Origin of the sequence: Brachyspira intermedia PWS/A (assembly GCF_000223215.1) — a bacterium.
Classification (GTDB): Bacteria; Spirochaetota; Brachyspiria; order Brachyspirales; family Brachyspiraceae; genus Brachyspira; species Brachyspira intermedia.
Map to the genome: position 1 here is coordinate 377,798 of NC_017243.1, position 15,883 is coordinate 393,680.

A 15,883-nucleotide genomic window follows, 5' to 3' on the forward strand; every position below is an offset into this window, starting at 1 on the left:
TAAATACCTATTATATCATCTATAAATTCAATATTATTATCTATTTTATCAAAATTAAAATATTTATTAAAAAAATAATGGGATAAAGATACGTTCTTTGATTAAAAAAACTACATATCTTTTTATATTTTTTAGTATTTATTGTATTCGTAAATCCGCATAACTGTTTTTTGGTTTCTATTATTCCATTTATAAGTCCATACTGTTTAATACATAAATTAAACATATATAATAGTTTGATTAAAAAATGTCTTTTTTTAGAGTATGGCCAATTGTTTTTAGATATATGAAGCATAAGTTTATTTCCACTTGACTTATACTTATTTTTTAATTTCATATTTTTGCGAAGGAAGTTATAAGTTAAAAAAATAAATCTTTAAGGTTATAATCATTGATTTTTTTAATAATAATTCTTTGTTAACTTCACTGCTTTCTAATAAATAATATAAATCATTAATATCTTTTATAAATGCATGCTCATGTTTAAATAGATGTGCTAATGTAATACAAATTAAATCTTCTAAATCTAATTTTCCATTATCATTACATTTTATTAATGATGTTCTTCCTAATGGAAATCCTCCCATATTAATATCAATAATAACTTGGTATCTATCTTGAAGTACTTTTTCTAAATGTATATGTCCTGTTAATGTTTCATTTTTCTGATTGTCAAATACTGTTTTAAATGAAAAAGGAACTGATCCTCCTACAACCAAACGAAATCCCCTAATATTTATTAAATAGTTAATCAATATGAAAGCATCTTTTATATTAGAAGATAAGAAATCATAATCCATATGTGTCCTATACATGTTTTTAGGATAAAATATATTGGTTTTGCCTCCTTTTACAGAATCTATTTTTAGATTATTATTTTTTATATATTTTTCTATTATTTTAATTTCTTCATTAGAAATCATCATACTTGCAATTTGTTTAGATACTAATATGTCAAGCTTTTTATTTAACTCTACACCATATTTAAAAGCATTATTATAATAAGGAGCAGCAAGCCTTAACTTTTTTATTTTTTTATATATTTTTTCTGAAATATTATTATTCATAAGCTTTTTGAATTCATCTATTTCATTATCATTAAGTACAGCTACAGCATATTTTTGAAGTAGTATTTCATCTTTATCTTCAATATTTTTAATGAAGTTATGTATAATTTCTATAAAAGATGACTTTTTTTTTGTGTTATTATCATCAGATTGCCAATTTATTTTTTTACACTAACACATGCATCACAAGCTAATGGTTCATTCTTTATTTCAGCTTCTTCAATACTGCATATTTTATCTTCTTTGAATATTGATGCTAATGTATTTATTACTGATTCTATACATGCATATCTATGTCTAGGTATATCAAGTATCCACTTTTCACAATCTAAATACTTTTTATTTTTTAATCGTTCTATATTTATTAATATCTCTTCTTTAGATTTTCCAGATAATGATATTTCCAAATATTCAGCAAATTTTTTTGATATACTACAAGAAAAGCATAAAAAAGTGAAAAATATTTTGCCATTATTATTGTAGATATAAATACTTAATTGATCACCACATGCTATTCCGCTAGATTCCACAATATAATCAGCAGCCCAAATAGAATTGTTAAATATATTGTTATTCATATCTTTTAGTTTCCTTTTTTATTATTTCTACCAATTTATCAATATCAGAATGAAAACTGCCAATACCCCAAGAAATTCTACATAAGCTAGTTTTATTAAAAATATTTAATGTATTTTGGGAACACATATGTCCTGTTCTAATTTCTATATTGTTTTTAGAAAGTATTTCAGCTATATCATGTGTATGTATGGAATGTATATCAAAAGAAAAAATAGAACTTTTATTAACGTATGGTATTATATCCAAAATATCACTTAAATCATTAAATTTATCTTTAGTATAATCAAATAGATCTTCTTCAAAAGATTGTATATTTTTCATATCTATATCGTTTAAATATATACAGGCTTTACTCCAAGCATAAATTAATCCTATATCAAAAGTTCCAGCATCAAATTTCCTTGCTCCAGAATGCCATTGTATATTACCGCCTATTGTATTCCATACCATACCTCCTCCTAATAAAAATGGAGGTAAAATATCAATTAAGTCTTTTTTTATAAAACAAGCGCCTATATTTTTGGGACCATACATTTTATGTGCTGACATGACAAAAGCATCAGCATCTATGGCATCAAAATTTAATTTTATATGTCCACAAGCTTGAGATATATCTAATATTGTATATGCATTTGTTAGTTTAGCTATATCTTTTATTGTATGTAAATCTAGCAGATATCCTGTAACATTAGATATTAAAGATAAACTGATAATCTTTATCCTTTTATAATCAATATTATATATAAAATTATAATCTAAGGAACCATCATCTAATATAGGAAATTGTATAATGCTTGCTTCTTTTAATTTTGCTATCTCATTCCAAGGTATTATATTACTATGATGTTCGTATGGGCTCATTAGAATATAATCACCTGCATTTAAAAAGTTAGATATAGTATTTGCCATCAAATTCAATCCTTCTGTTGCATTTTTGGTAAAGGCTATATCATATTTGCTTGAGGCACCAAAAAAATTTAATAATTCTTTTTTGCTATTATAATATATTTCGGATGCTTTATCTGATAGTATTCCGCTTCCTCTATTAATACTAACTCCAATATTGGAATGAAAATCATGCCAAGCCGATATTACATTATCAGGCATAAAAGTTGTAGCAGCATAATCAAGATATACTAATTTTGTGTTGTTCCTATATATAGGAAAATCATTTCTTAAATTCTTCATAATGTTTTATTTATTTTAATAAAAAGTATTTTAAATAAATTCTTCAATACTATCTAATATATAATCTATAGTAATATTTTCCATGCATTTATGATTATTATGGCATTTATTATTCCATATATCACTACATATACAATCACTTTCTATTTTTATAGTTTTTCCTTTTCCGAATTTCCAAACTCCATTTATAACTTCAGATGTAGGACCACATATCATTATTGTGGGAATATTTTTCCAAATAGCTAAATGTGTATAAGCACAATCATTACCTATTACTATTTTACTATTAATAATTTTATCTAAAATAATTTCTAAATAATTTGTGATGATAAAATTAAATCCTGATTTCTTTACAACTTCTATCAAATCATCATCTTCTTTTCCAAGCACAAACTGTACTTCTGATTTTTTTGAAAGCAAATTTGCCAACTCTAGATATTTATTTATATTTAATCTTTTTAATATTCCCATTTTACTGCTTCCAGGAAATATACTTATAATATTATTGTTGTTTTGGGCATAATTATTAATTATAGGTTTTATATTTGGGAAAATCTTTTGGCATAAATCAAAATGCCTAAACATTCTATTAATATTTTTCTCTTTTATAGAGTAAATATCCGTATAAAATAAACTAGCACCATCTTTTGAAGTTTCTTTACTTCTTCCTAATCTATGTTTTATATTACACATCATGCCAAATATTGCACTTTGAAAAACTCCATGAAAATCAATATATAAATCAAATTTTTCTTTTTTGACTTTTTCAATTGTTTCATAAAATATTGAACAGTCTAATATTCTAGTTCCTCCCTGTGTATCTGTTACTGGTGAGAATTTTGGCTGTGGTATTATAATATCTATACTTTTACAAAGAGAACAAGTTTCTTGCATTTCTTCAAAACATGTATATCCTATAAAATAATTTGGATTATTGATCTTTATTGCTTCTATAGAAGGAAAAGTTCTAATTATATCTCCATGATTTCTTAATTGACAAAATAATATTCTCATTATTGAAAACTACCTATTAATTGCTTTTGCATATTAAAAAATAAATCAATTTCATTATCAGAAACTATATTTTTTAATATATCATCTATTCCAATAAGTTTTTCTCTAATTATATCTTTATATTTTTTATCTATGATGTAATTATTTTTAATCATATATTCAGATAGATAATAAGAAACATAAAAATGATTTTTAGTTTTATTGTCATCATGATTTCTTTGAAACTTTTCTCTTATTTTAGATATTCTATCTGTTAATAAATATTGTTTTGTAATGCAATAATATTTATTTCCATTCCATATGCATTCATCATAATCTATAATATCTTCAGTTAATAATATATCCAATTTATAATATTCATCCAAGTGAAAATAACTGCATTTCCAAAAACTAGTAATTACGGTATTTCCAAAACTATTTTTATTAACATATATAATTTCTGAATTATTAGATAAAATTTTTAATATATCATTTTGATTTTTATAATATGCTATCATATCAATATCTTTTAGCATATAATCATTTTTTGATAGTAGAAATATGAATGACATTCCGCCTCTAATAATCGCGAGTTTTTTATATGATAATTCTTTTATTATATTTAATATATATGAAGGTACATCATTAATATAAAATCTTTTTAATTGATACTTATTTGAGTCATATTGCCCATATATAATATTATTCATAGATATATTTTTAACTCTTTTATAATTTTATCTGTTACTTCTTCTTCGCTGCCTAATGCATCTATATAATGAATTGGTATATTTTCTAAACGTTTTATGAAATCATCAAATACCAATCTATCTTTTTTCATTTTTTCTATCTTGTCCATTTCTCTTAAAGGACCTCTATTTCTTTTTAAGATACGTTTATGAGCCTCTTCTTCTGGTAGGTTCATAAAAATTATTGCAGTAGGTTTATAAAAAGCTTTCATATGATATTGCATTTTTGACCATATTATATTTATATCCTCTTCCCCATAAGCATCGATATTATAATAATATGTGGATAAAATTCCTCTTGACATAACTGCATATTTAGCGCCATTTTCCACTGCATTATTAATAGATATTATTAAATCCGTTGAAAGCATAACAGGATTGAGCCAAGGATTTTTTATTCTTATTTCATTCCATTTTTTCTCATCTGAATATAGTGATTTAAGAATGCTTCCTATAGGTGATGAAGTTGGTAAATCTATATAATGTACTTTACCTACTTTTTCACTTAAATATTTTGAAACTTTTTTAATTTGAGTTGTTTTTCCAACTCCTGGCAATCCTTCAAAAGAAAATATTGGAATAGGTGATTTAATATTGTTATTATCTATAATACTATTAAAGACTTTGTATAGCTCATCAAAAACATTCATTGTTATAATGATAAAATAATTTGTAAATTATGTCAAGTATATTTATATGTAATATTATTTATCCTGAAATAATGATATTAGTTATGCTTAATTAAATAAAAAGAGGTCTGCTCTAAAAAACAAGCCTCTTTATATTTTTTATTTTTATAAATATTTTATCTGAACAACTGTGTTATATCATTAATAGTGATGAATATAGCTAAAGTTATTAAGAAAGCAGCACCTACAGCCTGTATCTTAGTTAAAACTTTTCTGTCTATAGGTCTTCTCATAATTAGCTCTATAAATGAAAATACTATCATACCTCCGTCTACTACAGGAAGAGGAAGAAGATTCATAAGGAAAAGTATCAAACTTATAGTAGCTGTGAATGAGAGTATAGTTCTAAGTCTGTACTCTATATCAACAGAAATAACCTGAGAAGAAATCTGTATTATTCTAACAGGGCCTCCCAAATTCTCGCGAACTGATAATTTACCTGTGAATAGAAGTTTTAATCCATTTACATATGAAACAATATAATTACCTGTTTCTTTGAAAGCCTCCGGTATAGATTTTGGAAAAGGTATTCCTGCTACTTTTTCAACTCTCATAGGAGTGCTGTCAAACTCTACTCCCAAACTTCCATAAGTTCCAAGTGCTTTTGAAGTTACAGGTCTTGGTATAGCCTCTCTTGTGATCTCTTCACCATTTCTAAGAATTGTGATATTGATTTTTTGAGAAGCATTATCCATTACTATAGGTCTAAAATCCGCTATATTATTGGCATTCATTCCATTGATAGATATTATTTTATCGCCTGCCATAAGCCCTGCTTCGGAAGCAGCAGAATCAGCAATTACATTTTTTATTATAAGGTCATTTCCAAAATATAATCCTAATGCTCTCTCTCCGCTTAATGCCTTTAACATTTCTACAGAAGGTATTACTATATCTAAAGTTTCACCGTTTCTGTTTAATGTGAAAGTTATATTTTCAGCAGCTTTCTGTATAGCTTCATCATTTATTGTTTTTAATATGTCATTATCAGATTCTACTTTTATACCGTTTATAGCAGTTATAGTATCTCCGCTTTGTATTCCGTATTCATAAGCTAATGTTATGCCTGATTTTGAATGCATATATCTTCCGTCTTTGAATACTGATACAGTAGGCGAATATAAATCTATCTTTGATGGCATAGAAACCAATACAGCTAAAAGTACAAAAGCAAATAGATAATTAAAGAAAGGACCTGCAAAATAAACTATTATTCTTTTTAAAGGAGACATATTTAAAAAATCTCCCTCTTCTACTTTTCCGTCTTCAGCAATTTCACCTTTAAATTTGCAGTATCCTCCGAAAGGTATTGCAGAAAATCTAAAGTCTATCCCTTTAATTTCTTTTTTAAAAAGTATAGGGCCGAAACCTATAGAGAAAGCCTCAGCCTTTATTCCAACCGCTAAGCCCGCAAGTAAATGCCCCATCTCATGAACAAATACAAGCACACTTAATAGTATAATAGCGCCTATCCAACTCAAATTAATCCTCCTAAAATTGTATTTATAATACTTATTGATAATTATTACTAATAAGTATATATTTAATATAAATTTATTTCAATATGTTTTATAAAAATAATAAACATAATATATCATAATTTTAGAATTTACAATACATTTACAATTATATCTATTAAATTTAAGAAAAATATTAACAAAGGATATTAAATTTATTCATTTTTTATAAAAAGAATAAAGGTTCAAAATTAGCAATGTGGCTTTAATATCAATAGTTTTATATCCCGACAATAATATATAAATTTACATTTAACAGTTTTGAAATTAAATAGTTATAAAGTTTATATCAATTAAATAATACTGTTAATTTGATTATATGTAAAAATTACTATATAATACACTAAACTAATTAATATAAATTTACTTAAATAATATTTTAATGATAGAATATAAATCATATATAGTAACACAAAATAGAGATTATTTTTTATCTCATAATATGGAATATATTAATTTGAAGAATTCTTCTATAAAAAAGATTTTAAAAAATAATAAAAAAGATAATAGTTTAATAAATATATTCCTTTATGATAATGATAAAAATAAATTATATGGTTATTATGAAATAGATTTTAATAATAGAAAACAAATTGATGATAATTATATAAGCATAAATATAAGCGATAATTATAAAAGAAGACGCGGAATATATTATAAATTAGAAGATAAATACTCTGATTTTTCAATATATGAAATAGATTTAAAAACATTTTCAAAATTAAAAGACAGATTAATACTTTTAAATGATAATATATCTCAGACATTTTTTTCATGTTCTATAGATAATAATATTTTCAAATACCAAGCTATAGAAACATATCCTTCACTTTATGTAGCAGAATATGAAAAACATTTTGACAATAAAGCTTATGAAAGCATATATAAAGAATATATCCGTTTATTAAAATATTCAAATAGTGAAAATAATAATATAGATAGATATATAGAGCTTGGAAGCTATTTAATGAATATGCTCATTCCTGAAAAAGACTTTAGGGTACATTTGCTTGACGGATTTAGAATAGTTTATTTGCATCTTGATGATAAAACATATAGTATTCCTTGGGATATACTTTCTTATGACGGTAAATTTTTATCAGAGAATATAATTTTTTCATATAGCAATGCATCCAACATTTTACACAATAAAAAATCAGATAATAAAAAATTAAAAATGGCTATTATTTCAATACCAAATGATGATATATCATATGATAAACAAGAAATTGATTCTATTCTGTCATTACAAAATAATATAAAAAATATAGAAATAGATTTATACAAAAAAGAGCATAATTATTTTGAGTTTGTAAAAATATTGGAAAGCTATGATATAGTACATATTATAACTCATGGATATAAAGACGGAATAAAATTAAGCGAGGATTATATACTAAATTCAGTAACAGCATTACAAAATCCTCCTTCGCTTATTTTTATTAATGCATGCAATATGGAAGAAGCTGATAATAAACTTACAAAATCACTGCTTTCTTCTGGAGTAGCTACAGTTATTTCCGGAATTGGTTCTTTAGCTGACGGTAAATACTTAGATTTTATTTATAGTTTTTACAGTAATTTACTTCATAAATATGCCCGAATCAATACAGCACAAGCATATTATTTTGCTTATGTAGAAGTTAAAGAGTTTTATAAAGGTTTTATACGATATAGATTTAATGGAGTTCCTATATATGTTTAAATTGATTAGATTTATATATTTATTAATAATAATATTGGCATTTACATCATGTAATAATAATGAGAATATAACACCTATAAGAACTAGAAAAATAGCACCGAAAGTTTCAAGTGCTTTCAAATCTCCAGCATATAATTTAAGAATAAAATATATTATACTTCATTACACTGCTTTAAATGATGATTTATCATTCAAAGTATTGACTGATCCCGGAGTATCTGCTCATTATCTCATAACTACAAAAAAAGATGAGCCTATATATAAACTTGTAGATGATGGAGACCGAGCTTGGCATGCTGGTATTACTATGTTTGATAACAGATATAGTATGAATGATTCCTCAATCGGTATAGAAATAGTGAATTTAGGATTCCTAAAAAAAGTTACTAATACTTATGAAGAATTAAATAGAATGACGCAAAAGCAAAGAGATGAATTATTCTTTACTTCTTATGATGAATATATAGAATTTGAAGAAAGTCAAATAGAGAAAGTAGCATACTTACTTAAAGACTTAATAGAGAAATATGAAATAAAACCTTATAATATATTAGGCCATTCTGATATAGCGCCATATAGAAAAAAAGATCCAGGTCCTAAATTCCCATGGAAAAGACTTCATGATGAATATAATTTGGGCATTTGGTATGATGAATATGATTACAGCAACTTTTTAAATGATGATGAATATAAAAAAGCAAAAGTAATGGATATAAAAGAAGAGTTTATAAAATACGGATATACAAGTATGCCTACAAATAATGTTTGGGATCTTGATTCCAGAAAGGTGATTTATGCTTTTCAATGTCATTTCAGACCTGAAAAAATAGACGGAAATATTGACAATGAAACTTATGCTGTTATTAGAGCTTTGAATCTTAAAGTAAAAAAGATTAATGAAATGGATGAACGTTCTAAAGCTAATAACTTTCTTACTAATACATTCTTTACTAATATATTTATAAGCAATAACATAATAAGTACAAATTGGAACTACAATACAAATAGATCATTCAGGAAATAGGATTATATATGCTTACTGTTTACATTGCTGCAAGAGATATAGGTAACTATAAAGACAATACCGAAAGATTAAAAGAGGTTTTAATTGAAAGCGATATTGTTTTAGTTGAAAGCTTCAGAGAGGCCACTACACTTTTTAAAGCACTTAATATAAATAAAAATAAAGAATGCTTAATAGAGTTTAGCGAACATACAAAAAAATCTAAAGATATTGATGAAATAATTACAAAGATTATAAATTGCAAAACTGTTACCCTTATAAGTGATTGCGGCACTCCAATATTAGAAGATCCCGGAAGGCTTTTGCTTGAATATTGCTATGCTCATAATATAAAGGTACGTCCTGTAGCAGGTGTAAGCAGTGTTACAGCAGCTATTATGTGCTTGCCTTTTAATTTTAAAGAATTTTATTATGCTGGTCTTTTGCCTCGTGATGACAGAGAACGTGAAAAAAAATTATCATATTTAAAAAGATTAAATGTACCTGTTATCATATTAGATACACCATACAGATTAGGCAAAGTACTTAATGCAATCAAAAAAGTATATTCCAAAGATAAAGAAATAGCTTTATGTTTGGATATCACAATGGAAAGCGAAGAAATCATTATAGATAGAGTATCAGATATATGCAGTAAATATCAGGAAAACAAAAAAAGAGAATTTGTAATAGTTATAAGCTGATTATGTTCTTAACCGCACGCTGAGTGATGCTAAAAATATAAAATTGATTATAAATACAATTCAAATAATATGTAAAAATGTATTTACCGTGCGTTTAAAAAATTTTTAAATTTAATTAATGCTTGGGTGGGCATTCATTTTTCTAATTATGCATTTAATATATACTAAAAATTTTAGAGTTTGTCATTTTTTTATTCAACTTTTTCCCGCCGCAAAAAGTTGCAAAAAGTGCAAGTATAAAATTAGTACTAAATAATACTAAAATTGTTTTACATGTAAGATAGGTTATTAATTTGAGCTAAAATATAGCCCTTTTGCTTCTTTGGGGCACCAAAAGAAGTGGGGGTTTTGGGACTAGTCCCCGAAAATAATAAAAATATAAAAAATAAAATTGATAAAATATAATTGTTTAGGTATATACTAAAAATTTTTAAGTTTGTCAACCGCGAGCTGCGGCACCTTACCGCACGGTACTGTCTCATATTATAAAATGCCAACTATACGTGCGGCTGATTACTTATTATTTTTAAAAATTAATAATTTATCTTACAGATAAAACATATTCAACTAATATTATATAATAAAAGCAAAATAGGTATATATTTAATACTAAATTATAACATCATAAATATTTCTTGTTTCAAGTACTTTCACTCCCACTTCATATTCACGCATATATTTAGCAAGTCTGTATCCATTAATCAAAATTATTTTTACATCTTTTAATTCTTCTACAACTTTTTTAGCCTGAGGAGTATAATCTGAAGTGGTTATAAAAATTCCTCTGTTTATACCATTAACATTTTTAAGCCCATGAGCAAATTTAGTTATTTCGGTATCATTAACTTTATTATTTTCTTTGTAGCATTTGCATTGTATTCCTATCATATCAAAACCGAATTTATCCATAGTAAGAGTGCCATCAATTCCTCTGTCGCCGCTTCCGCCTGTTCTGTACTTTTTACCATACCCCATTTTTTCAAGCAGTTCTAAACATATATTTTCAAATTTAGTACCCTTATCAACATTGTTATCACCCATAGACTGCAAACGATCAAGTATATCTTTCTCTACACTTTCATAATACTCTTCGATACTCTTTTCTATTTCATTTCTGTTTTCATCTTCTATTTCCTCTATGTCATCATCATCTGAATTATTTTTGCTGTTTTCTAAATAAGGAGTTTTTTCTTTTAATGTTTTGAAATCAAAGTTCGGATTTTCTTCATAGAATTTTTTACCGAAGTCGGTTATTTGATATACGCCCCTTTCTATATTTTCTATTAATTGAGCTTTTTTAAGATAAGTCAATGACCAATCAACTCTATCATTAAATTTGAAATATCCATTTCCTTTTACTAGTTTTAAATCTTCTTCAGAAGGATTAGTATATTCTTTTATTTTTTCATATATTTTACTTCTATGTACTGCTTCATTAATTTCATAGAAAAATCTTAATACATATTTAAAATATTCTCTTGTCTTTAAAAGTGCCATTTATAAAACTCCTATACTATATAAATCATACTTTAATAATTGCTTTTTTACAATGTTTTTTAATTTTATTCTAATCCCCACCCTTTTATATTTATTGCCTTATACAGAATATTTAACTTCTATTATTTTCATTGCTTTATTAGAAATTCTAGCACCCACCCAAGCTTTTTTAAATTTTAAAACTTTACTCTACGCACGATAAGAGAAATTTAAAATATAGTAAAAATTAGAATTCAGAATTATATATATTTTATAATTTTACTCTGCGTGCGGTGTGTAGATTATAAAGTAAAATAAAATTTTGGGTGGGTTTTGTAATTGCATAAAATATTTTAAAGAAGTATTAAAGTAAAAATAACAAATAAAAGTTGTAAATATAGAAGGGTGGGATTTCAAAATAAAACAAAAAAGTAAAATTATTATATTTTTAGATAAATTAAAAAATTACATTAACTTTTTTGACTTCATCAAAGCCGCAAAAATACAAATGTTATAATTGAAATGGCATTTAATAACTTTAGTATTGCACTAAAAAGTTGATATAAAATTTATTTTCTATAAGTTATAAAATATTAGTTAGTAAATACCTGCACCCAATATAATCTGCCATTATATTCAAATACACCAACACCTATTTTACCGAAATTCTTTTGAAGTATATTTGCTCTGTGTCCGGGTGATTTAAGCCAAGACTTCATAACATCATCAGCATCAAATTGTCCGTTGGCTATATTTTCACCTGCTGTTTTGTAAGTGATATTATATTCTTTTAATACTGTAGAAAAGTCTGTTCTGTTCGGTCTTGTATGCGAGAATAATTTTATTAATTCTTCGGCTCTTTTCTGTGCAGCTTCGCTTAATTTAGTATCTAAGACTAAATTAACAGATATATTATTTTGCTTTCTAGCCTCATTGCATAATTCAACAACTCTTTCTCTCTCTTTTTGTATATTTAATTCCTGTTTTACTATGCTGTCATTTCTTGATACTACATAAATCATAACCCAATATTTTTTGCCATTATTCTCATATACAGAAGCAGCAGCATGAGTGAATTTATTGTTTAGTATTAAATTTCTTTGTGATTTAAGCATTTGAGCAAATACTTCATCAGCTGTCATATCTGCAATTATGGAACCTTCAGAGTATGAAGCAAATTGTATATTATTATCTTTTAAAGCAGTAGATTTTCTTATTCCATTTGCTATTTCTTTTACTCTTTGATTAGCAGCATTTTGTAATTGAGTTTCTGCTTTGTATTCATTAAGGCCTGATTTTTTTCTTTCATCATTTATTAATTTAAATAATTGATTGGCTTCATCATTATTTTGAGCAAAAGATATTTGAGTAAAAAGTATCAAACTTAATAATATTAAATATGCTTTTTTACAATATTTCATTTTTAGTCCTTTTGAATACATTATTTACAAAAATTATATTTCTTATATAATACTACATATAATAAAAACTGTTTATTTTTAAAGTATGTAAAATAATAGTAAATTTTAAATGATAATTTTTTATAACTAGTAAGTGATAACTATATCAATCAGATTTATCACTAAAGACAAAGGAATATCTATGAAATATATAATAGCTTTAACAGGTGCCACAGGAAATATGGGACTTGAAACTTTAAGACAATTAATGGAAATAGAAGATATTGAGCTTGTAAAGGTTCTTGTAAGAAAGGAAAGTAAAAAAGCAGGAGAGAAATTTAAAAAACAATACGGAAAAAGGGTAGAGATAATACCAGGTTATTTATATGAAAGAGATGACTGCGAGAAATTATTGAAAGATTGTCATTATGTACTTAATCTTGCTGCAGTGATACCTCCAAAATCTGATAAATACCCAAAACTAGCACATCTTACAAACTTTGTTGGAGTTAAGCATATAGTAGATATATTAGAGGCGATGGATAAAAATAAACGCCCTAAACTTGTACATATATCAACAGTAGCACTTTATGGCAATAGAAATGAAAAACACCCTTGGGGCAGAGTAGGTGATCCATTATTAATAAGTCCTTATGATGCATATTCTTTTTCAAAATTAAAAGGCGAAAGATATGTACTTGATTCATCATTAGAAAATAGAGCAATAATAAGACAAACTGCAATGCTTCATAGCAGAATGCTTACTGATAATATGAGCGACGGACTAATGTTCCATACTTGCTATAATGCACCGCTTGAATGGGCTACTGCAAGAGACAGCGGTTTATTAATGAAAAGAATTATTGAAGAGGATATAAAAGGCAATTTAGATGATTATTTCTGGAAAGGCTGTTTCAATTTGGGAAGCAAGGCAGAAAATAGACTTATTGGTTATGATACATTTAATGACGGATTCAAACTCATAGGCGGATCAACTAAAACATATATGAAGCCTAATTGGAATGCTACAAGAAATTTCCATGGACTTTGGTATTATGATGGATACAAACTTGAAGAATTATTCTCTTATCAGAAAGAGTCAGTTACAGATTATTGGAATGAAATAGGAAAAACTCATTGGTATTATTCATTAGGAAAGATAGTACCTCCTTCTTTAATATCATTCTTTGCTATACAAAGGCTTTTACCTCATCCTAATTCACCTACATATTGGAGAAGAAACGGAGAAGACGGTAAGATCATAGCTACATTCGGAAGTTTAGAAAATTTTGATAATCTGCCAAAGAAATGGGAGAATTTTAATTTATTATTTGAGAATAAAGACTCAGAAGGAAATTATATAGATTATAAGGCTTTGCTTGATATAAAGAATGCCAAACTTCTTAATCATGGCTATGATGAAAGTAAAAAAGACAGTGAGATTGATTTAGAAGATCTTAAAAAAGCGGCAGAGTTCAGAGGCGGAAAACTTTTAAGCACTAGCATGACTAAAGGCGATTTGCATACAAAATTAAAATGGGCTTGTGCAGAAGGTCATGAATTTGAGGCTTCTCCATTCACAGTTATAAAGGCTGGTCATTGGTGTGAAGAATGTATGCCTGATTATACTTGGAATTTTGATATGCTTGCTAAGAAAAATCCTTTCTTTGCTCAGGTTTGGTATGACTCACATAAAGAAGATGAGAATATGCTTTATTATTTTGATGAGGATTTTAAGGCACATCATAAGAAAATTGATCAATAATAGTTATTTTTTTAATTATATTTGTTATGATTAAATTATAGTTAATATAGAATGCATATAAAAACTTATAATGAAAACTTATAGTAGGATAATAATATGTCAGAAAATAAAAAAGCTGTGATATATTGTTTTTCAGGAACCGGAAACACTGAAAAGGCAGCTAAAGAATATAAAAAAATATTTGAAGAAAATGGTGTTGAAACTTTACTTTATAATGTAGGCGATAATTTTGATAATATGCCTAATCCTAAAGATTATGATTATGTAGGACTTGCTTATCCTATACATGGCTTCAATGCACCTTATCCCATTTTTGATTTAATAAAATTATTTCCAAAGCTAGATAAAAAGAAGATATTTATTATAAAAACTTCCGGAGAGCCTTTAACAATTAATAACATTTCTTCAGAGCCTTTAATGGCAAGATTAAAACCAAAAGGTTATATACTTACTAATGAATATCATTATATAATGCCTTATAATATAATATTCAGACATACTGATGAGTTTGCCGCTAAGATGTGGAAAACTGCTAAGGCTTTATGCGTTATAGAGGCTAATGAAGTTTTACAAGGCAAAGAATGTTTTTTAAAGAAATTTCCATTCGGCAGATTAATAGCATTTTTATTCAGAATAGAGCATCCTGCCATGAAAGTTAATGGTAATTTGTTCAGAGTAAAAAAGATTTGCACTCATTGTAATTTGTGCGTGAAAAAATGTCCTGTTAATAATATTTATAATGATGAAAAAGGAAATATCAAATTCAAAAATAAATGCGTAATGTGTACAAGCTGTGCCTTCAGATGTCCTGTTGATGCCATTAGTATAGGTATATTAAATTTCTGGAGAGTTAATGGAGTTTATAAATTTGAGAATCCTCCTACAGGAATAAAAGGCAAACATGACAATTACTGCAAAAAAGCCTATGACAGATATTTTGCAGATGCCGACAAAAAAATACATTCTTACATTGATAATGCTGAAGAAGAATATAAACAAAAATCATATTATAAAAACATAGAGAATTATATATCATAACAATAAATAT

At 26.1% G+C, this 15,883-nt stretch carries 14 protein-coding genes; 5 read left to right on the top strand and 9 right to left on the bottom strand.

Going from position 1 to position 15,883, the window contains the following annotated elements:
- Positions 1-353: 353 nt before the first annotated feature.
- The 7 genes from BINT_RS01715 to rseP form a co-directional block, all read right to left on the bottom strand.
- The gene (locus BINT_RS01715; protein WP_014486836.1) at positions 354-1,067 is read right to left on the bottom strand and encodes a hypothetical protein; all 714 of its coding nucleotides are present in this window, start codon (positions 1,065-1,067) and stop codon (positions 354-356) included.
- Between the two features lie 158 nt (positions 1,068-1,225).
- Complete coding sequence (locus BINT_RS01720; RefSeq protein WP_014486837.1) at positions 1,226-1,645, bottom strand: hypothetical protein; 420 nt, start codon at positions 1,643-1,645, stop codon at positions 1,226-1,228.
- Positions 1,638-2,834 carry an aminotransferase class V-fold PLP-dependent enzyme gene (locus BINT_RS01725; RefSeq protein WP_014486838.1) on the bottom strand — a complete coding sequence of 399 codons (1,197 nt, stop codon included), beginning with the start codon at positions 2,832-2,834 and terminating at the stop codon, positions 1,638-1,640. The genes BINT_RS01720 and BINT_RS01725 overlap by 8 nt, the downstream gene beginning before the upstream one ends.
- Positions 2,835-2,864: 30 nt before the next feature.
- Positions 2,865-3,848, bottom strand: a complete 984-nt coding sequence (locus BINT_RS01730) for a glycosyltransferase family 9 protein (protein WP_014486839.1) — start codon at positions 3,846-3,848, stop codon at positions 2,865-2,867.
- The gene (locus tag BINT_RS01735) at positions 3,848-4,537 is read right to left on the bottom strand and encodes a hypothetical protein (RefSeq protein ID WP_014486840.1); all 690 of its coding nucleotides are present in this window, start codon (positions 4,535-4,537) and stop codon (positions 3,848-3,850) included. Before BINT_RS01735 ends, BINT_RS01730 begins: the two co-directional genes overlap by 1 nt.
- A complete protein-coding gene (locus BINT_RS01740) occupies positions 4,534-5,226 on the bottom strand; it encodes a dTMP kinase (protein ID WP_014486841.1) in 693 nt (230 codons plus the stop codon). Before BINT_RS01740 ends, BINT_RS01735 begins: the two co-directional genes overlap by 4 nt.
- Positions 5,227-5,381: 155 nt before the next feature.
- Positions 5,382-6,746: an RIP metalloprotease RseP gene (gene rseP, locus BINT_RS01745; protein ID WP_041177166.1), complete on the bottom strand. Its 1,365-nt coding sequence runs from the start codon at positions 6,744-6,746 to the stop codon at positions 5,382-5,384.
- Between the two features lie 418 nt (positions 6,747-7,164).
- Between rseP and BINT_RS01750 the strand changes: the two genes are divergently transcribed.
- Genes BINT_RS01750 through BINT_RS01760 form a run of 3 tightly spaced genes read left to right on the top strand, consistent with a single transcriptional unit; the run spans position 7,165 to position 10,194 of the window.
- Positions 7,165-8,487: a CHAT domain-containing protein gene (locus BINT_RS01750; RefSeq protein WP_014486843.1), complete on the top strand. Its 1,323-nt coding sequence runs from the start codon at positions 7,165-7,167 to the stop codon at positions 8,485-8,487.
- Positions 8,480-9,511 carry an N-acetylmuramoyl-L-alanine amidase gene (locus BINT_RS01755; RefSeq protein ID WP_014486844.1) on the top strand — a complete coding sequence of 344 codons (1,032 nt, stop codon included), beginning with the start codon at positions 8,480-8,482 and terminating at the stop codon, positions 9,509-9,511. Before BINT_RS01750 ends, BINT_RS01755 begins: the two co-directional genes overlap by 8 nt.
- A gap of 8 nt (positions 9,512-9,519) precedes the next feature.
- Complete coding sequence (locus tag BINT_RS01760) at positions 9,520-10,194, top strand: SAM-dependent methyltransferase (protein WP_014486845.1); 675 nt, start codon at positions 9,520-9,522, stop codon at positions 10,192-10,194.
- Positions 10,195-10,803: 609 nt separating this feature from the next.
- Here the strand turns inward: BINT_RS01760 and BINT_RS01765 are convergent.
- Positions 10,804-11,691, bottom strand: coding sequence for a restriction endonuclease (locus BINT_RS01765; RefSeq protein ID WP_014486846.1), 888 nt, complete (start codon positions 11,689-11,691; stop codon positions 10,804-10,806).
- A 572-nt stretch (positions 11,692-12,263) separates the two neighbouring features.
- Positions 12,264-13,091 (bottom strand): CAP domain-containing protein, encoded by an 828-nt coding sequence (locus BINT_RS01770; protein WP_041177167.1) that lies wholly within the window; start codon positions 13,089-13,091, stop codon positions 12,264-12,266.
- Between the two features lie 181 nt (positions 13,092-13,272).
- Here BINT_RS01770 and BINT_RS01775 point away from each other — a divergent pair, with 181 nt between their 5' ends.
- Both BINT_RS01775 and BINT_RS01780 read left to right on the top strand, forming a co-directional pair.
- A complete protein-coding gene (locus BINT_RS01775) occupies positions 13,273-14,835 on the top strand; it encodes an NAD-dependent epimerase/dehydratase family protein (RefSeq protein WP_014486848.1) in 1,563 nt (520 codons plus the stop codon).
- Positions 14,836-14,931: 96 nt separating this feature from the next.
- Positions 14,932-15,873, top strand: coding sequence for an EFR1 family ferrodoxin (locus BINT_RS01780; protein WP_014486849.1), 942 nt, complete (start codon positions 14,932-14,934; stop codon positions 15,871-15,873).
- Positions 15,874-15,883 lie beyond the last annotated feature (10 nt).